This is a genomic window from Streptomyces sp. DSM 116793 (assembly GCF_057320905.1).
The window spans coordinates 2,013,582-2,031,587 of sequence record NZ_CM170494.1 but is presented as its reverse complement, the minus strand read 5'-3'; the positions used below and the strand labels follow the sequence as shown (position 1 = coordinate 2,031,587).

Annotated in this window: 12 protein-coding genes and 3 tRNA genes; 8 read left to right on the top strand and 7 right to left on the bottom strand. The window is 73.3% G+C overall.

The annotated features are described in order from the left end of the window. Nucleotides 1–2 precede the first annotated feature (2 nt). Nucleotides 3–410, bottom strand: a complete 408-nt coding sequence (locus tag ACSMXW_RS08480; protein ID WP_485804860.1) for a YciI family protein — start codon at nucleotides 408–410, stop codon at nucleotides 3–5. A 384-nt stretch (nucleotides 411–794) separates the two neighbouring features. Here ACSMXW_RS08480 and ACSMXW_RS08475 point away from each other — a divergent pair, with 384 nt between their 5' ends. From ACSMXW_RS08475 to ACSMXW_RS08455, 5 genes are all read left to right on the top strand, one after another. Continuing rightward, nucleotides 795–1,643 carry a sirohydrochlorin chelatase gene (locus ACSMXW_RS08475; protein WP_485804858.1) on the top strand — a complete coding sequence of 283 codons (849 nt, stop codon included), beginning with the start codon at nucleotides 795–797 and terminating at the stop codon, nucleotides 1,641–1,643. A gap of 347 nt (nucleotides 1,644–1,990) precedes the next feature. Continuing rightward, nucleotides 1,991–3,547 (top strand): deoxyguanosinetriphosphate triphosphohydrolase, encoded by a 1,557-nt coding sequence (locus tag ACSMXW_RS08470; RefSeq protein ID WP_485804856.1) that lies wholly within the window; start codon nucleotides 1,991–1,993, stop codon nucleotides 3,545–3,547. Between the two features lie 427 nt (nucleotides 3,548–3,974). Then, entirely contained in the window at nucleotides 3,975–5,249 is a 1,275-nt protein-coding gene (locus ACSMXW_RS08465) for an NAD(P)/FAD-dependent oxidoreductase (protein ID WP_485804855.1), read from the top strand. A gap of 259 nt (nucleotides 5,250–5,508) precedes the next feature. Beyond that, on the top strand, nucleotides 5,509–7,431 hold the full coding sequence (dnaG, locus tag ACSMXW_RS08460; RefSeq protein WP_485804854.1) for a DNA primase: 1,923 nt from the start codon (nucleotides 5,509–5,511) through the stop codon (nucleotides 7,429–7,431). A gap of 348 nt (nucleotides 7,432–7,779) precedes the next feature. Then, on the top strand, nucleotides 7,780–9,108 hold the full coding sequence (locus ACSMXW_RS08455; RefSeq protein WP_485804852.1) for an RNA polymerase sigma factor: 1,329 nt from the start codon (nucleotides 7,780–7,782) through the stop codon (nucleotides 9,106–9,108). 102 nt (nucleotides 9,109–9,210) lie between these two features. Here the strand turns inward: ACSMXW_RS08455 and ACSMXW_RS08450 are convergent, their stop codons facing one another. The 4 genes from ACSMXW_RS08450 to ACSMXW_RS08435 all read right to left on the bottom strand — a co-directional run bounded on the left by ACSMXW_RS08450 (nucleotide 9,211) and on the right by ACSMXW_RS08435 (nucleotide 15,890). Next, on the bottom strand, nucleotides 9,211–11,139 hold the full coding sequence (locus ACSMXW_RS08450) for an ABC transporter ATP-binding protein (protein WP_485804850.1): 1,929 nt from the start codon (nucleotides 11,137–11,139) through the stop codon (nucleotides 9,211–9,213). Continuing rightward, complete coding sequence (locus ACSMXW_RS08445; protein WP_485804849.1) at nucleotides 11,139–12,872, bottom strand: ABC transporter ATP-binding protein; 1,734 nt, start codon at nucleotides 12,870–12,872, stop codon at nucleotides 11,139–11,141. The genes ACSMXW_RS08450 and ACSMXW_RS08445 overlap by 1 nt, the downstream gene beginning before the upstream one ends. 457 nt (nucleotides 12,873–13,329) lie before the next feature. Next, complete coding sequence (locus ACSMXW_RS08440; protein WP_485804847.1) at nucleotides 13,330–14,787, bottom strand: FGGY family carbohydrate kinase; 1,458 nt, start codon at nucleotides 14,785–14,787, stop codon at nucleotides 13,330–13,332. Between the two features lie 797 nt (nucleotides 14,788–15,584). Continuing rightward, on the bottom strand, nucleotides 15,585–15,890 hold the full coding sequence (locus tag ACSMXW_RS08435) for a YtxH domain-containing protein (protein ID WP_485804846.1): 306 nt from the start codon (nucleotides 15,888–15,890) through the stop codon (nucleotides 15,585–15,587). Between the two features lie 152 nt (nucleotides 15,891–16,042). Here ACSMXW_RS08435 and ACSMXW_RS08430 point away from each other — a divergent pair. From ACSMXW_RS08430 to ACSMXW_RS08420, 3 genes are all read left to right on the top strand, one after another. After that, nucleotides 16,043–16,115: transfer RNA gene (locus tag ACSMXW_RS08430), tRNA-Asn, on the top strand. Nucleotides 16,116–16,120: 5 nt separating this feature from the next. Beyond that, a tRNA-Asn gene (locus ACSMXW_RS08425) sits at nucleotides 16,121–16,193 on the top strand. Between the two features lie 167 nt (nucleotides 16,194–16,360). Beyond that, nucleotides 16,361–16,434, top strand: a tRNA-Ile gene (locus tag ACSMXW_RS08420). A 280-nt stretch (nucleotides 16,435–16,714) separates the two neighbouring features. On the opposite strand, the gene ACSMXW_RS08415 is transcribed toward ACSMXW_RS08420, so the two are convergent. Continuing rightward, nucleotides 16,715–17,689, bottom strand: coding sequence for a YihY/virulence factor BrkB family protein (locus ACSMXW_RS08415; RefSeq protein ID WP_485804845.1), 975 nt, complete (start codon nucleotides 17,687–17,689; stop codon nucleotides 16,715–16,717). Nucleotides 17,690–17,692: 3 nt separating this feature from the next. Beyond that, the gene (locus ACSMXW_RS08410) at nucleotides 17,693–17,998 is read right to left on the bottom strand and encodes a hypothetical protein (RefSeq protein WP_485804844.1); all 306 of its coding nucleotides are present in this window, start codon (nucleotides 17,996–17,998) and stop codon (nucleotides 17,693–17,695) included. Nucleotides 17,999–18,006 lie beyond the last annotated feature (8 nt).

Here is an 18,006-nt window from a genome sequence, read left to right as displayed (position 1 = left end):
CGTCACTCCGTGATGGTAGGCGGCGCGGTCAGGAACGGGCGCAGCTCCAGCCACTCGTGGATCGGCCTGCCGCCCGCCCCGGGGGCGGCCGACAGCTCCCCGGCCAACTCGACGGCGCGCTCGTAGCTGTCGACGTCGATGATCATCCACCCGGCGATGAGGTCCTTGGTCTCCGCGAACGGTCCGTCGGTGACGGGCGGGCGCCCCTCACCGTCGTAGCGGACCCACGCTCCCTCGGGGGCGAGCGCCTGACCGTCGACGAACTCGCCCGTCTTCTCCAGCCGGGCCGCGAAGTCGTTCATGTACCGCATATGCGCCGAGATCTCCTCCGGGCTCCACTGGTCCATCGGCACGTCGTTGACCGCAGCGGGGGCGCCCCGGTAGTGCTTCAGCAGCAGGTACTTGGCCATCGTGGTTCTCCTCGGTGCTCGTACGACCCATTGTGGTCGCGTTCACACCGGGGACGGAGCCGGACGCGGGATCTCGACATCGCCGTCCGATTTTTTTCCGGCTCCCGTTTTTTCCGGGCTCACGTGAATGACCCGGGTGAGCCGTCTGCCGCCTGCCGGAGCCGGGCCGGCCGCGTGGCAGATCGCACGGGCCAGGCGGTGGCGGGGCTCCCGCACGGTGAGCCGCAGGTCCGGCGGGGGACAGCAGGTCCGGCAGGTCAGTCCTGGGAAACATCGCCCCGTGCACCCCGCTGACAGGCGGTCCGCGACCGTCGTGAGGGAGGCTGTAAGCAGCCGTGACCGGTCGGCAACGGGACCGCAACGAACCCGGGCCACCATCGCCGCATGACGGTGTCCACAGATCCGCGCCGCGTCCCGCCCGCCCGCACCGCCGGTGCGCCGCCCACGCTCGTCGCCGTGGCGCACGGCAGCCGCGACCCCCGGGCGCTCCACACCGTCCGGGCGCTCCTCGCGCTGGTGCGTGAGCTCCGTCCCGAGGTGCCGGTGCGGCTCGGGCACATCGAGCTGAACGAGCCGCCGCTGTCCGGCACGCTGGCCGCGCTGCCGCCCGGCCGGGTGGTGCTGGTGCCCCTGCTTCTGGGCCGCGGCCACCACGTCTCGTACGACATACCGGCCGCGGCGGCCGCCGCCCCGCACCTGGACGCCTGCGTCGCGGCACCGCTCGGCCCGCACCCGCTGCTCGCCGAGGTGCTGCACGAGCGGCTGCTCGAAGCGGGCTGGCGCGTCCCCGGGCCGGCCCCCCGGCCCGAGCCTGCCCGCGGCGCCGGCGCCCCCGACCCGGCCGCCACGCACGCCGTGGTGCTGGCCGCCGCCGGGTCCCGTGACCCGAACGCCGCCGTCGACACCCGTGCGACCGCCGCCCTGCTCGCCGCGCGGCTCGGCGTGCCGGTGGTGCCCGCGTACGCCTCCGCCGCCTCGCCCGGCGTGCCCGAGGCGCTGCGGATGCTCGCGGTCGGAGGCCGGCGGCACACCGCCGTCGCCGCGTACTTCACCGCCCCGGGGCGGTTCGCCGCGCAGTGCGCCGGGGCCGCGGCGGCGACGTCCGCACGCGCCGCCGCGCCGCTCGGCGCGCACCCCGCGTTGGCCCGCCTCGTGCTGCACCGCTACGACCAGGCCCTCGCCGCGGCCGCCCCCGTGCGCCGCCGCCCGCACCCTCGCCTCACCCCCGCCTGAGCCCCGGCCGCGCCCTCCGTGCGCCGGGGCCCGGCAGGCGGCGCGGGGACACGCGCGCCGGGTTCCACCGGCCGGTGGCCGGGGACGGGACCACAGGGGGCCGGGCCCGGCGGCCCACCGCGGGCGCGTCGGCTTGTTTCCCGCGTCGTTCGCTCTCGGCGGTGCTTGCTTGGTTCGCTTCCGCGCCGCTGGGTCCCCGCGCCGCTGGGTCCCCGCGCCGCTGGGTCCCCGCGCCGCTGGGTCCCCGCGCCGCTGGCTCGCCGCGCCGCTCGCCCCCGCACCGGCGGGCGTCACTCCGGCCGGAACCGCCCCGCCCCGAACGCCCGCTTTGCGCGTACTGTCGGGGCATGGAAGGCACCACACCGGGCACGGAGGAGGCTGTGCACTCCGCGTCGTCCTCTTCCTCCGAAGCCTCCGAGCATCCCGAGCATCCCGAGCACCCCGTGCAACCGGAGCACCCCGCGCACCCCGCGCACCCCGCGCACACCGCGTATCCCGTGCACGCCGCGCACTACGACGCCGCGGCCCTGGAGCGCTGGGCCGCGGAGCCGGACAAGCGTCCGGGCCGCACCGCGTTCCAGCGCGACCGCGCGCGCGTGCTGCACTCCGCGGCGCTGCGCAGGCTCGCCGGCAAGACACAGGTCGTCACCCCCGGCACGCTGCCCCAGGCCCTCGGCCCCGGCGGGGCGGGGCAGGCCCGGGGCCCCGCCTGGGACCCCAGCCCGCGCACCCGGCTCACGCACTCCCTGGAGTGCGCCCAGGTGGGCCGTGAGCTGGGCGCGGCCCTCGGCTGCGACCCGGACCTGGTGGAGACCGCCTGCCTCTCCCACGACCTCGGCCACCCGCCCTTCGGGCACAACGGCGAGCAGGCGCTGAACGAGGTCGCCAGGGACTGCGGCGGCTTCGAGGGCAACGCCCAGTCGCTTCGGCTGCTCACCCGCCTCGAACCCAAACGGTTCGTGCGGGCCGGCGCCGTCACCCGCACGGGCGCGGCGGACGGCGCCTTCGGCGACCCGGCCGGGGATCCGGCGGGACCGCCCGGCGACCTGGTCAGCGTCGGCCTCAACCTCACCCGTGCGGCCCTCGACGCCGCCACCAAGTACCCCTGGCCGCTCGGCGGCCACCCCACCGACCCGGGCTCGCCCAAGTTCGGCGTATACGAGGACGACCGGCCCGTCTTCGACTGGATCCGCAGGGGCGCGCCGCCGTACCGCACCTGTTTCGAGGCACAGGTCATGGACTGGTCCGACGACGTCGCGTACTCGGTGCACGACCTGGAGGACGGCCTGCACGCCGGGCACGTGGACCCCAACGCGCTGGACGCCGAGCCGGAGCGGCGCGCCGTCTTCGAGGTGGCGATCGGCCGGTACGTGCCGGCCGACACCGACCCCGAGGAGCTGGCCGAGGCGCTCGACCGGCTGCTCGGCCAGGAGTGGTGGCCGCACGGCTACGACGGCACCGCGGTCGCGCAGGCCCGCCTCAAGGACGCCACCAGCCAGCTCATCGGACGGTTCTGCCTGGCCGCGGAGGCCGCCACGCACGCCCGGTGGGGCCCGCACCCCGGCGGACCCGGCCCGCGCGGGCTCAGCAGGTACGACGCGCAGCTCGTCGTGCCGCGCGGCACCCGGAACGAGTGCGCCGTCCTCAAGGCCGTCGCCGACCTCTACGTGATGCAGCGCGCCGAGCAGGAACGGCTCCGCGCCGACCAGCGCGTCGTCGTCGCCGAGCTGGCCGCGGCGCTCACCGCCCGGGCCCCGGAGGGCCTGGACCCGCAGTTCCGCGCGCTGTTCGACGCGGCGCCCGACGACCGGGCCCGCAAGCGGGTGATCGTCGACCAGATCGCGTCGCTCACCGACGCCGCGGCCCGCGCCCTGCACCACCGGCTCACCCACAGAGCGGGCTGATGCGGACGACCGGCCGGACGGGACGGCCGTACCCCACCCGATGGCCGTACCCGCCCTGACGGCCGCACCGCTCCGATGGCCGTACCCACCCGCCGGCCGCACCTGCCGCACGGCTCCGATGGCCGTACCCACCCGCCGGCCGTACCCACCCGCCGGCCGTACCGGCCCGGCGGCCGTACCGGCCCGGCGGCCGTACCGGCCCGGCGGCCGTACCGGCCCGGCGGCCGTACCGGCCCGGCGGCCGTACCGGCCCGGCGGGCCTACCCGCCCGTGGACGACGACCGCACCGGCCGAGGGGGCCCTACCCACCTGGTACGGGCACCTGGTGTGACGGCCACTGGCCTGTTCGGGCCACTCCCTCTTCCCGCGGCAGGCAGGGTGCGGGAGGCTCGGGGAGGGCGCCATGGTTACCAGGAGGAGGCACCAAGTGGTCGACGCGGATCAGACGTTCGTCATCGTCGGAGGAGGCCTGGCCGGGGCGAAAGCGGCCGAGACGCTGCGGGCGGAGGGCTTCACCGGGCGGGTGATCCTCATCTGTGACGAGCGCGACCACCCTTACGAGCGCCCTCCGCTGTCCAAGGGGTACCTGCTCGGCAAGGAACCGCGCGGCAAGGTCTTCGTGCACGACCCGGCGTGGTGGGCACAGGCCGACGTCGAACTCCACCTCGGCCAGGTCGCCGTCGCCGTCGAGCGCGCCGAGAAGTCGGTGCGGCTCGGCGACGGCACCCGGGTCCGCTACGACAAGCTGCTGCTCGCCACCGGCGCCGAGCCGCGCCGGCTCGACATCCCGGGCACCGGCCTGGCCGGCGTGCACCACCTGCGGCGGCTCGCGCACGCCGAGCGGCTGCGCGGCGTGCTCGCCTCCCTCGGCCGGGACAACGGCCACCTGGTCATCGCCGGGGCCGGCTGGATCGGCCTGGAGGTCGCCGCGGCGGCCCGCGAGTACGGCGCCGAGGTCACCGTCGTCGAGGCGGAGGCGGCTCCGCTGCACACGGTGCTGGGGCCCGAGGTCGGGCAGATCTTCACCGACCTGCACGCCGAGCACGGCGTCCGCTTCCGCTTCGGGACGCGGCTCGCGGAGATCGTCGGCCAGGACGGCATGGTGCTCGCGGCACGCACGGACGACGGCGAGGAGCATCCGGCGCACGATGTGCTCGCCGCGATCGGGGCGGCGCCGCGCACCGCGCTCGCCGAGTCCGCGGGGCTCGACCTGGCCGACGCGGCGCACGGCGGCGGCATCGCCGTGGACGCCTCACTGCGCACCTCCGACCCCGACATCTACGCCGCCGGTGACGTGGCCGCGTCCGAGCACCCGCTGTTCGGCAGCCGGCTGCGCGTCGAGCACTGGGCCAACGCCCTCAACGGCGGCCCCGCGGCCGCGCGCGCGATGCTCGGCCGCGACGTCAGCTACGCGCGCGTGCCGTACTTCTTCTCCGACCAGTACGACGTCGGACTCGAGTACTCCGGGTGGGCGCCGCCCGGGTCGTACGACGAGGTGGTGCTGCGCGGGGACGCGCCCAAGAGGGAGTTCATCGCCTTCTGGATGCGGCAGGGGCGGGTGCTCGCCGGGATGAACGTCAACGTGTGGGACGTCACCGAGCACATCCAGAACCTGATCCGCTCCGGCACCCCGGTGGACACCCTGGCCCTTGCGGACCCGTCGGTTCCGCTCGAGACCCTCACGGGCTCCCTCTCGGGCTGAGGCCCGCCCCGCGCCCCGAAGGGGCACGGCCGACTGCGCGAGCAACCACCCACCGCCCGGTGGTCCGGCCACGGCAGAAACGGCCCCTTCGGGACGGTGGGCGACCCTGCGGTCCCGTCGTGGCTTCTCGCGCGGTTCCCCGCGCCCCTTCGGCGGTGCCGTGGCCGTATGGGGTGGAGCAGGCGCCCCCTGGCGTGGACCCCCGGCGTGGACGCCCTGGGCCGGAAAGGTGACGCCCGGGGCGCCGTAGAATCTTCGCGTGGCAGGCAGGATCAATGACGAGGACGTGAAAGCGGTCCGGGACGCGGTCCCGATCGACGCCGTGGTGTCCGAGTACCTCCAGCTGCGCAACGCCGGCGGCGGCAACCTCAAGGGCCTCTGCCCCTTCCACGACGAGAAGTCCCCCTCCTTCCAGGTCAGCCCCTCCAAGGGCCTCTTCCACTGCTTCGGCTGCCAGGAGGGCGGCGACACCCTCACCTTCGTGATGAAGATCGACCACCTCACCTTCTCCGAGGCGGTCGAGCGGCTCGCCGCCCGCGCCGGCATCACGCTCCGGTACGAAGAGGGCGGCTACAACCCCTCCCACCAGCGCGGCGAGCGCATCCGCCTGATCGAGGCCCACACCGTCGCGGCGCAGTTCTACGCCGAGCAGCTCGACACCTCTCCCGAGGCGGAGGCCGGCCGGGTCTTCCTCGCCGAGCGGGGCTTCGACCAGGCCGCGGCCGTCCACTTCGGCGTCGGCTACAGCCCCGCCGGCTGGGACCACCTCACCCGCTACCTGCGCGGCAAGGGCTTCACCGACAAGGAGCTGCTGCTCTCCGGGCTCTCCCAGGAGGGCCGGCGCGGCCCCATCGACCGGTTCCGCGGTCGGCTGATGTGGCCCATCAGGGACATCGGCGGCGACGTCGTCGGCTTCGGCGCCCGCCGCCTGCGCGACGACGACACGGGACCGAAGTACCTCAACACCCCCGAGACCGCGGTCTACAAGAAGTCCCAGGTGCTGTACGGCATCGACCTCGCCAAGAAGGAGATCGCCAAGTCCAGCCGCGCCGTCGTCGTGGAGGGCTACACGGACGTCATGGCCTGCCACCTCGCGGGCGTCACCACGGCGATCGCGACCTGCGGCACCGCCTTCGGCGGCGAGCACATCAAGATCCTCCGCAGGCTCCTGATGGACAACGGCTCGGCCCGCGTCATCTTCACCTTCGACGGGGACGCCGCCGGGCAGAAGGCGGCGCTGCGGGCCTTCGAGGACGACCAGAAGTTCGCCGCGGAGACGTACATCGCCATCGCGCCGGACGGGATGGACCCCTGCGAGCTCCGCCTCGCCAAGGGTGAGGACGCCGTCCGCGACCTCGTCCAGCCCCGCACGCCGCTCTTCGAGTTCGCGCTGCGCCAGATCGTCGCCCGCTACGACCTGGAGACCCCCGCGGGCCGCGCCGCCGCGCTGGACGAGGCGGCGCCGGTGGTGGCGCGGATCAAGAACAGCGCCTCGCAGCACGAGGTGGCCGTGCAGCTCGCGGGCATGCTCGGCATCCTGGACACCCAGTTCGTGGTGCGGCGCGTGGCACAGTTGGCGCGCTGGGCCAGGGACCGCGGCGGCCGTGGCCCCGCGGCGCCCGCCCCCGCTGCCCGGCACGCCGGGCCAGGCGCCCCCGCACCGGCCCCGCCCGGCGCGCCGCGGCACTCCGGGCCCGCGCTCAATCTCCGCAGCCCGGCCCACCGCACCGAGCGTGAGCTGCTGAAACTCGCCCTCCAGTACCCGGAGCTGGTCTCTCCGGCCTTCGACGCCTACGGGGCCGACGAGTTCACGGCTCCGCCGTACGCGGCCGTGCGCATCGCCATCGAGGAGGCGGGCGGTGCGGAGCAGGGGGCCCAGGACGGGCCGGACTATCTGGCGCGGGTCCGTCAGGCCGCGCCCGACGACACGGTTCGGGCCATGGTCACCGAGCTGGCCGTCGAGACGATCCTGCGCAGGCACGTCGACGGGATCTATGCGGCGACGCAGCTCGTGCAGGTGCGGTTGCGTGCGGTGGACCGGCGCGTGCGGGAGATCCAGGGGACCCTGACCCGTCTCTCCACCGGCGGCGATCCCGCCCACCTGGCGGCCGTGCAGAACGAGTTGTGGGTGCTCCAGCAGTACGCCCAGTCCCTCCGCGAACGGGGCGCAGAGGCCCTCTGACCTCCGCTTCACGGCCCACCGCGCCCCGGCCGACCCAGGGGCGCGGGGAACTGCGCGCCCAGCCACGACGAGACCGTCAGATAGCCACCGTCCCAAAGGGGCGGTCTCTGCCGCCTGAGGACCACCGGCCGGTGGTGGGTTGCTCGCGCCCGCCCGGCAAGGCCTCCTCCACTGCCTTGAAGCCTCCTCCACTGGGGGACCCCCAGACGTACCCCAGGACCCGGCCCCGCCCCTGCCGGGGCGCGGCCCGCCGCTGGACCGGGATAACCGGACGGTCACGGCCCGGACTCAAAAAGTCGTCGCACGCCCCTCGTGGCGAAGATGCGTCGTAGCGCACACTGGGGTGCGGTGCCTGAGTCCTCGGAACGCGGCCGGCCCGCCGAAGGCGGGCTCCCCACCCGCGCGGTTCCGCCCAACGCTTCCGGGACGGCCGGCGGTGCGGCCGCCGACGCCCGTCCCGGCCCACCGCTGTCGCATGCCTCAGCAGCGATCATCCTGGAGGTCGCCCCCGTGCAGACCCAGACCCTCACCCCTACCGACAGCGCCCACCGGGCCGCCGATACGGACGTGCTGACCGCGGTCCCCGCACAGAGCCGGGCCGTGCACCACCCCGAGGCAGGGACCGCCGCGGCTGCCGAAGGCGGTGCGGGGACGCCGGACACCCCCGCGGAGGCCGAAGGACCTGTCCCCGATCTCACCGAGGCGATGGAAACCGGCCAGATCACCCCGGCGCCGTCGGGGGGCCGGTCCCGCGGTGAGGCCCAGGGCCCGTCCTCCGACCTGTTCCGCCAGTACCTGCGGGAGATAGGCCGCATCCCGCTGCTCACCGCCGCCGACGAGGTCGAGCTGGCCCGCCGGGTGGAGGCCGGACTCTTCGCCGAGGAGCGGCTCTCCACCGCCACGGACCTCGACTCCGCGCTGGCCGTGGACCTGGACCGCCTCGTGGTCCTGGGCCGGATGGCCAAACGGCGCCTGATCGAGGCCAACCTGCGGCTGGTCGTCTCCGTCGCCAAACGCTACGTCGGCCGCGGCCTGACCATGCTGGACCTGGTGCAGGAGGGCAACCTCGGGCTGATCAGGGCCGTCGAGAAGTTCGACTACGCGCGTGGCTACAAGTTCTCCACCTACGCCACCTGGTGGATCCGGCAGGCCATGTCCCGTGCCCTCGCCGACCAGGCGCGCACCATCCGTGTCCCGGTGCACGTCGTCGAGCTCATCAACCGGGTTGTACGGGTGCAGCGCCGAATGCTCCAGGAGCGCGGCTACGAGCCGACGCCGCAGGAGGTCGCCGCCCAGCTCGACCTGCCCCACGAACGGATCAGCGAGGTGCTGCGGCTGGCGCAGGAGCCGGTGTCGCTGCACGCCCCCGTGGGGGAGGAGGACGACGTCGCCCTCGGCGACCTCATCGAGGACGGCGACGCGGCCTCGCCCGTGGAGTCCGCGGCGTTCCTGCTGCTGCGCCAGCACCTGGACGCGGTGCTCTCCACCCTCGCCGAGCGGGAGCGGAAGGTCGTGCAGCTCAGATACGGGCTCGCGGACGGGCGGCCGCGCACCCTGGAGGAGATCGGCCGGATATTCGGCGTGACCCGGGAGCGGATCCGGCAGATCGAGTCCAAGACCCTCGGCAAGCTGCGCGACCACGCCCTCGCCGACCAGCTCCGCGGCTACCTCGACTGAGCCCGCTGCCCGGCGCGCCGTCCGGCCCGGACGCCGACGGGGCTCCCCCGGCCCCGCAAGGGGTACGGGGGAGCCCCGGCCACGCGACGGACGGGCCGCAGGTCAGTCCACCTCTGCCACCGCCTGCGCGAACTGCGCCTTGTACAGCCGCGCGTACGCGCCGCCGGCGAGCAGCAGGGACTGGTGCGTGCCCTGCTCCACGATCGAGCCGTTCTCCATGACGAGGATGGTGTCGGCGTCCCGGATCGTGGAGAGCCGGTGCGCGATGACGAACGACGTCCTGCCGTGCGCCAGCTTCGCCATGCCCTTCTGGATGAGCACCTCCGTCCGGGTGTCCACGGAGCTGGTCGCCTCGTCCAGCACCAGGATCACCGGGTCGGACAGGAAGGCCCGCGCGATGGTGATGAGCTGCTTCTCGCCGGCGCTGACGCCCGTGCCCTCGTCGTCGATCACCGTGTCGTACCCGTCCGGCAGGGTCCGGATGAAACGGTCCGCGTGCGCCGCCCGCGCCGCCTCCTCCACCTGCTCCCTGGTGACCTCGCCGGGCGCCCCGTACGCGATGTTCTCCGCGATGGTGCCGCCGAACAGCCAGGTGTCCTGGAGCACCATGCCGATGCCGGACCGCAGCTCGTCCCTGGACATCTTCGCCACGTCCACGCCGTCCAGCGTGATCCGGCCGCCCGTCACCTCGTAGAACCGCAGCAGCAGGTTCACCAGGGTGGTCTTGCCGGCGCCGGTCGGGCCGACGATCGCGACCGTCTGCCCCGGCTCGACCGTCAGCGACAGGTCCTCGATCAGCGGCTTGTCCGGCTCGTAGCGGAACGAGACGTGCTCCAGCTCGACGCGCCCGCGCAGCCGCTCCGGCTTCTCGGCGGGCACCGGGTCGGGCCCCTGCTCCTCGGCGTCCAGCAGTTCGAAGACCCGTTCGGCGGAGGCCACCCCGGACTGCACCAGGTTCGCCATCGACGCGACCTGCGTCAGCGGCATCGAGAACTGCCGCGAGTACTGGATGAACGCCTGGACGTCGCCGATGGACAGCGACCCCGACGCGATCCGCAGCCCGCCGACCACCGCCACCAGCACATAGTTGAGGTTCGACACGAACATCATCAGCGGCTGCATGATGCCGCTGTTGAACTGCGCCTTGAACCCGGCCTCGTAGAGCGCCTCGTTCTGCTCGGCGAACTGCCGCGCCGACTCCTCCTGACGGCCGAAGACCTTCACCAGCGCATGACCGGTGTACATCTCCTCCACATGGGCGTTCAGCTTGCCGGTGGTGCTCCACTGGCGCACGAACTGCGGCTGTGAGCGCTTGCCGATGGTGGTCGCGACCAGGTACGACAGCGGCACCGTGACCAGCGCGACCAGCGCGAGCAGCCAGGAGATCCAGAACATCATGGCCAGCACGCCGACGATGGTCAGCAGCGAGTTGATGAGCTGGCCCATGGTCTGCTGGAGGGTCTGGCCCAGGTTGTCCAGGTCGTTGGTGGCCCGGCTGAGCACCTCACCGCGCTGCCGCTTGTCGAAGTACGACAGCGGCAGCCTCGACAGCTTCGCCTGCACCTCGCCGCGCAGCCGGAAGACCGTGAGGTTGATGGCGCGGTTGGCCAGCCGTGTGGAGACCGCCATCAGCAGCCCCGCGCACAGGAACGTCACCGTCGCCAGCAGCAGCACCATGCCGACCGCGTCGAAGTCGATGCCCTTGCCCGGGGTGAAGTCGATCCCGGAGAGCATGTCGGCCACCCCGCCCTGGCCGCGCTGCCGCAGCCCCTGGACGGCCTGTTCCTTCGTCAGACCGGCCGGCATCCGGCGGCCGACGATGCCGCCGAACACCAGGTCCGTGGCCCGCCCGAGGATCTTCGGGCCCAGCACCGACAGCCCCACGCTGAGCACCCCGGCGCAGAGCATCACGATCATCGTGGGCCGTTCCGGCCTGAACTGCTTGATCAGGCGCTTTCCGGACCCCTTGAAGTCCATCGACCGCTGGGGCTGCGCCCCGCCGGCCATCATCCGTCCGCCCGGCCCCGCCATCAGGCGGCCTCCGCTTCCGTCAGCTGGGAGAGCACGATCTCCCGGTAGGTGTCGTTGTCCTGCATCAGTTCGTGGTGTCGTCCGGTGCCGACCACCCGGCCCTCGTCGAGGACGACGATGCTGTCCGCGTCCCGGATCGTGGCGACCCGCTGGGCGACGATCACCACGGTCGCCTCGGCCGTCTCCCGGCCGAGCGCCGCGCGCAGCGCCGCGTCGGTGGCGTAGTCGAGCGCCGAGAACGAGTCGTCGAAGAGGTAGATCTCCGGGCGCTGCACCAGCGTGCGCGCGATCGCGAGCCGCTGCCGCTGGCCGCCCGAGACATTGGTGCCGCCCTGCGCGATCGGGGCGTTCAGACCGCCCTCCAGCTTCGCCACGAAGTCCCGGGCCTGCGCCACCTCAAGCGCGTGCCACAGCTCGTCGTCCGTCGCGTCGGGATTGCCGTAGCGCAGGTTCGTGGCGACGGTCCCGGAGAACAGGTACGGCTTCTGCGGCACCAGGCCCACCGTCTTCGCCAGCAGCGCGGGGTCGATGGTCCGCACGTCCGTGCCGCCCACCAGCACCTCGCCCTCCGTGGCGTCGAACAGCCGGGGCACCAGGCCGAGCAGCGTCGACTTGCCGCTGCCGGTGGAGCCGATCACGGCGGTGGTCCGCCCGGGCCGCGCGACCAGGCTCACGCCCTTCAGCACCGGCTCCTCGGCACCCGGGTAGCGGAAGCCCGCCGCACGGATCTCCAGATGACCGTGGGTGCGCAACCGGCGCACCGGGGCCGTGGGGGGTACGACGCTGCTCTCGGTGTCCAGCACCTCCTGGATGCGCTCGGCGCACACCTCGGCGCGCGGCACCATGATGAACATGAACGTGGCCATCATCACGGCCATCACGATCTGCATCAGGTACGCGAGGAACGCGGTGAGCTGGCCGATCTCCATCGCGCCGCTGTTCACCCGGTGCGAGCCGAACCAGACCACGGCGACCGAGGAGAGGTTCACCACCGTCATCACCAGCGGGAACATCAGCGCGAGCATCCGCCCGGTGCCCAGCGAGGCCTGCGTCAGGTCGTCGCTGGCGCCCCGGAAGCGCTCCTTCTCGTAGGGCTCCCGGACGAAGGCGCGGATGACGCGGTTGCCGGTGATCTGCTCGCGCAGCACGCGGTTGACCGTGTCCAGGCGCTTCTGCATGGAGCGGAACAGGGGGCGCAGACGGCGCACGATCAGGCTGACGGAGATGGCGAGCACCGGCACCACGGCGACCAGCACCCCGGACAGCGGCACGTCCTGCCCGAGCGCCATCACCACGCCCCCCACGCACATGATCGGCGCCGAGGCCATCAGCGTGAACGACGTCAGCACGAGCGTCTGCACCTGCTGCACGTCGTTGGTGCTCCGGGTGATCAGCGTGGGCGCGCCGAAGTGGCTGACCTCCCGCGCGGAGAAGGACTGCACACGCCCGAAGACGCCGGCCCGGATGTCCCGGCCGAACGCGGACGCCGTGCGGGCACCGTAGAAGACGGCGCCCACGTTGCACACCACCTGCGCGACCGTGGTGCCGAGCATCACCGCGCCGTGGGACAGGATGTAGCCCGTGTCGCCGTTCACGACGCCGTTGTCGATGATCTCGGCGTTGAGGGTGGGCAGGTAGAGCGTGGCGCTGGTCTGGAGCAGCTGCAGCAGGGCCAGCAGCACGAGTGGTCTCTTGTACGGGCGTAGATGGGTCCGCAATAGTCGTATGAGCACGCTTGTCTCTTGCTCTCTCGGTGGCAGGGCAGGTGGAGTCGGTGTTCCCGGGGGTGGGGCGGGCCGGGCGGTGGCCGGTCGAATGCCTCCCCCTGGTGACCGCCTCCCCCAGCGACCGTCACCCCCCTATCGTCCGTCACTCCACCGGCGTTACCTCAACCCCTTTTTGCAAGAGCCGACCAAAAAACGCGCGGATTGCGGTACACGGGCCGGGTGTTGCGGGACATGGGGCGCGCGAGGCGCCCGTGATGCGGTGCGGCCCCGGCGGAGGCACGCGTTCCGTCCGCCGGCTGGCCGCTGGATCCCGCGCGTGGGCGGGCCGCCGGACCCCGTGCGTGGGCGGGCCGCTGGATCCGGTGCGTGGGCGGGCCGCCGGACCCGTCGCCCGGTCGGCCACGGGAACCTCGGCGGTCGGGGCGCCGGTACCCTCGGCGGTCCGGCCGACGGAACCCTCGGCTTACTGAGGGGGCGTGGCCGAGAACGCGCCGGGATGGATCTGGTCGCGCACCGTCGTGTACTGCTGCCGCACCGCCTGGCCCACCGGCAGCTCCTCGCCAGGCTCGAACACCTCCATCGAGGGGGCCGGCCACTGCGGCGGGGAGTTCGGCGTCAGGCTGCCGTCCGCGACGCCGACCGCCCATGCGGCCTGCCGGGCGGCGCCGAGCGCCGCGTAGTCCGCCGGCTGCACCACCACGACCGGGGCGCCCAGCAGCGCCGGCGCCGCGGCCTGGACGGCGGGCAGCTCGGCCGCCGCGCCCAGCAGGAAGACCCGGCGCACCGAGACGCCCCGGCCGCGCAGCACGTCCAGCGCGTCCGCAAGGCCGCAGAGCATGCCCTCGAACGCGGCGCGCGCCAGGTGCTCCGGCTTCATCGACTCGCGCCGCAGCCCGGTCAGGGTGCCCGCGGTGTGCGGCAGGTTCGGGGTGCGCTCGCCCTCCAGGTACGGCAGCAGCACCAGACCGTGCGCGCCGGGCGTCGACTTCATCGCCAGCGCCGAGAGCCCCTCCAGGTCGACGCCCAGCAGCTCGGCGGTGCCGCGCAGGGTGCGGACCGCGTTGAGAGTGTGCACGACGGGCAGGTGCATGCCGGTCGCGTCGGCCAGGCTGGTGATCATGCCGCTGGAGTCGATCAGCGCCTCGTGGTGCACCGCCATCACGGAGCCCGAGGCGCCCAGCGAGACCACCGCGTCGCCGAGCCCGATGCCGAGGCCGAGCGCCGCGGCCATCGTCTCGCCGGTGCCCGCCGAGATCAGCAGCCCCTCGGGGGTGGTGCCGGCCGCCTCCGCGGGCCCCAGCACCTCGGGGAGCGCCGCCCGGTGGCCGAGCGCCAGCTCCACCAGCTCCGGCCGGTACGTGCCGTTCGCCGCCGACCAGTAGCCGGTGCCGGAGGCCGCGCCCCGGTCCGTGGTGCGGCGCGCCGGGCGGCCGAGGAGCTGCCACACCAGCCAGTCGTGCGCGCCCAGCACGCAGGCGGTGCGCTGGGCGGAGTCCGGCTCGGCCCGTGCCAGCCAGCGCAGCTTGGTCACCGGCTGCGCCGCCTGGGGCACGCATCCGACCGCCTTGGCCCAGGCCTCCCGGCCGCCCAGCCGGTCGATCAGGTCGGCCGCCGCGGACTGGGCCCGCTTGTCGCCGCCGACCAGCGCGGGCCGTACCGTGCCGCCCTGCGCGTCCAGCGGGACCAGCGCGTGCTGTTGCGCGCAGACGCCGATGGCCCGCACCCCTTCGAGCAGCCCGCCGCCCGCCGCGTCGCCGAGGGAGAGCAGCCAGGCCTGCGGGTCGATGTCCGAGGGCCTGCCCTCGGCGCCCTCGGCCGGGTGCGGCGCGTAGCCCTGCCGCAGCACGGCCCCGGTGTCCGTGTCGCAGACGACGATGCGGGTGAATTCCTGTGAACTGTCCAGCCCGGCGACTATCCCCATACGCCGATTCTGCCGCACGGCGGGGGCCGTGCCGCACGGGGTGGGGGAGGGGGCACGGGGGCGTGCCCGGCGATGCGCACGGCGCGGTGCGGCGGGCCGGTGCGCGCGGAGGCATCGCGTGCGCGGGGAGGCGTGCGGCCGGGCGGGCGGCGGATGCCGGAGGGGCACCCCGTGCACCCCGCGCACCCCGCGCACCCCGCGCACGGCGGCGGGCGGCGGCGGGCGGCGGAGGCTGGGTGGCGGGCGCGGCGGCCGGAGGCTGGGTGGCGGGCGCGGCGAGCGGAGACCTTGCGCCGGGCGCGGCGGGCAAGCCTGGGTGGTGCGTGCGGGCTGAGCCGTGTGGGTGCGCCTGGCCTGAGGTCGTGTGGCGGGCGCGGCGGGCGGGGACCTTGCGCCGGGCGCGCCGGGTGCGGCGGGTGCGTGCGGGGTGGGCCGTGTGGTGGGTGCGCCTGGCGTGAGGCCGTGTGGCGGGTGCGTGCGGCGTGGCTTCAACGGGGGCGCGGATGCCGACACGCCCGGGAGCCGCGGCCGTCCCGCGGGGCGGAACGTACGTGCCGTGGCTCCCGGGCGTGCGGACGCGGGGGGCTCGGGGCCGTGCCGGTGCAGTGCTTGAGCCGGTGCTTATGGCGTGCGCGCCGGTGCGGGTGCCGTTCGTCGGGCCTGCCCTGCCTGCCGTGCCGGTGCGGGTGCCGTCCGTCGGGCCTGCCCTGCCTGCCGTGCCGGTGCGGGTGCCGTCCGTCGGGCCTGCCCTGCCTGCCGTGCCGGTGCGGGTGCCGTCCGTCGGGCCGGGCCGTGGCTCAGGTGCTGCCGCCCCAGTCGTCGTCGCGGGCCTGGCCGGCGTGCGCGCGCTCACGCATCGAGCGGACCCGCCCGGACACCGCGTCCGGCATCCGGTCCCCGACCTTGCCGCTGACCGAGTGGTACGCCCGTCCGGCGAGGTCGCGGCCCTGCTGGGCGGCGGACTCCGCGGTGTTCCGCACGGCCGGGTTCTGGGCGAAGCCCTCGAAGCACTTCTTCATCTTCTCGTACTGCTCCCGCCCCGCCCGGGTCCCCAGTACATAGCCGAGGGCCAGTCCGGCGGTGAATGTGAGCCGGTAGCGCATGGCGGCCACCCTTCCCTTGTCTCCCCTGAGCGGGGGTCCGTCGCGAGAACCGATTGGCGGAGCACCCCCCTGCTTGCGCTAATGTATGCGGTGCAGCGAGCGCGCGCCGCCTGGCGGATACCCCGGGAGGTACGTTCGATGCACCGAGGCGATCCTCCGTAGCTCAATTGGCAGAGCAGCCGGCTGTTAACCGGCAGGTTACTGGTTCGAGTCCAGTCGGGGGAGCTCGGTCCTCCGTAGCTCAATTGGCAGAGCAGCCGGCTGTTAACCGGCAGGTTACTGGTTCGAGTCCAGTCGGGGGAGCAGCCGGGAAGGACCCCTCCAGGGGTCCTTTTTTGTGCCTGAGGGAACCGCGACGGCCCGGGAGAAGTCCTCATGGTCGTGCGATCCCGACCAGCCGAAGCAGCAGATCGTATGAGCAGCTATGCTGCGGCAGACGGCGCGCACAAATGTGCGCGACGCGCCGTAACGGGGCGGTAGCTCAGCCGGTTAGAGCAGCGGACTCATAATCCGTCGGCCGTGGGTTCGAGTCCCACCCGCCCCACCGCGGCAACGCACCACAGCAGGTCCCTGACCTGCACAAACGCAGACCGAGGGCCGCCACGCCGAGCGTGGCGGCCCTCGGTTCTTCCTCAGACCAAGATCCAGGGGACACACCGGGGGACACGGGGACGGCCCAGGGCGCGAGGGCGCCTTCAAGCGGGGCGGGGTGCCGTGCCCGTCGGTGATCAGGTGGTGCTTCGGCCGGCCCGGGCCCGGTCAAGGGGCGACGGCCCGTCTGTCTCCGCCTTTCTCAGCGCCCTGACGTGGGAGGAGCCGACCACTCAGAGTTTTCGGGTGTCGCGGGGTTCGACATAGGGCTCCTCACCAGGCGGATGCCCCGTGTCGATGGCGCGTGCGCGTTCGAGTTCGGCGTTGAACTCCAGGCCGAGCAGGATGGCGATGTTGGAGATCCACATCCAGACCAGGAAGATGATGACGGCGGCCAAGCTGCCGTAGGTCTTGTTGTAGCTGCCGAAGTGCGCCACGTACACGGCGAAGGCGGCGGAAGCGATGATCCAGATGATCACTGCGGTGATGCTGCCTGGGCTGACCCAGCGGAAGGGGCGCTTGACGTTCGGGGACGCCCAGTACAGCAACGCGACGATCAGCATGAACAGGACGACCATCACCGGCCACTTGGCGAAGTTCCACACCATCACGGCGGTGTCGCCCAGTCCCAGAACCGTCCCCGTGCGCTCGGCCAGTGTCCCGGTGAACACCACCCCCACCGCGATGGCCGCGAGCAGCACCACCACGACCAGGGTGACGGCGAGCCGGATGGGCAGCGTTTTCCACACCGGCCGGCCCTCGCCGATGTCGTAGACGGCGTTGGAAGCGCGCATGAAGGCCGCGATGTACCCGGATGCCGACCACAGGGCGATCGCAATGCCGACGGCCAGGGCGATGCCTGCCCGGCCCTGGCTGCCTTCCAGTTGCTTGAGGCTGCTGTTGAGGATATCGCGCACGGATCCCGGGGCCAGACTGCCGAGATTGTTGATCAGCGGCCTGATGCTGCCAGTACCCAGCAGCCCGAGAATCGATACCAGGGCCAGCAGGGCCGGAAAGATCGACAGTACTCCATAGTAAGTCAGGGCGGCCGCCCAGTCGGTCAGGTTGTCAGCCTTGAACTCCTTCGGGGTGCGCTTGAGGGCCGCTCGCCACGATCCCTTGGGCATATCCGTCGGCTTTTCGGCCGGCGCCTGTCCATCCGCTTCGGCGCGGTGGCTGCCGCGAGGCTCTTCTCGGTGCTCCGCCATGGCTCATCCCCGCAATGGACGGCACCTGCCGCTGCCGATGGCTTCTCGGACGGCGTGGCGGGCGACGGAGGAGACGGCGGCGTCGAGGCCGAGAGCGACGTTCTGCGTGCCGCTCTCGACGCCGGAGCGGGGCTGGACGGAAGCGTGGACCAGTGAGCCTTCGACGCTCATGCGGACCGTCGGCATGCACGCCGGCTCCCGGAAGATGTCGCGGTGCCGGGCATCGAACAGCGCCACGTTCAGCTCACGCCATGACCGTACCCGGCACTCAGAGGGGGTGCCTGATTGCTCCAGTGGATTGAACTCCATCACGACTC

Bases quoted from the DNA above. Each gene is read 5' to 3' on its own strand.
- ACSMXW_RS08480 (WP_485804860.1), bottom strand. From the start codon at position 410: ATGGCCAAGTACCTGCTGCTGAAGCACTACCGGGGCGCCCCCGCTGCG.
- ACSMXW_RS08475 (WP_485804858.1), top strand. From the start codon at position 795: ATGACGGTGTCCACAGATCCGCGCCGCGTCCCGCCCGCCCGCACCGCC.
- ACSMXW_RS08470 (WP_485804856.1), top strand. From the start codon at position 1,991: ATGGAAGGCACCACACCGGGCACGGAGGAGGCTGTGCACTCCGCGTCG.
- ACSMXW_RS08450 (WP_485804850.1), bottom strand. From the start codon at position 11,139: ATGGCGGGGCCGGGCGGACGGATGATGGCCGGCGGGGCGCAGCCCCAG.
- ACSMXW_RS08440 (WP_485804847.1), bottom strand. From the start codon at position 14,787: ATGGGGATAGTCGCCGGGCTGGACAGTTCACAGGAATTCACCCGCATC.
- ACSMXW_RS08435 (WP_485804846.1), bottom strand. From the start codon at position 15,890: ATGCGCTACCGGCTCACATTCACCGCCGGACTGGCCCTCGGCTATGTA.
- ACSMXW_RS08415 (WP_485804845.1), bottom strand. From the start codon at position 17,689: ATGGCGGAGCACCGAGAAGAGCCTCGCGGCAGCCACCGCGCCGAAGCG.
- ACSMXW_RS08410 (WP_485804844.1), bottom strand. From the start codon at position 17,998: ATGGAGTTCAATCCACTGGAGCAATCAGGCACCCCCTCTGAGTGCCGG.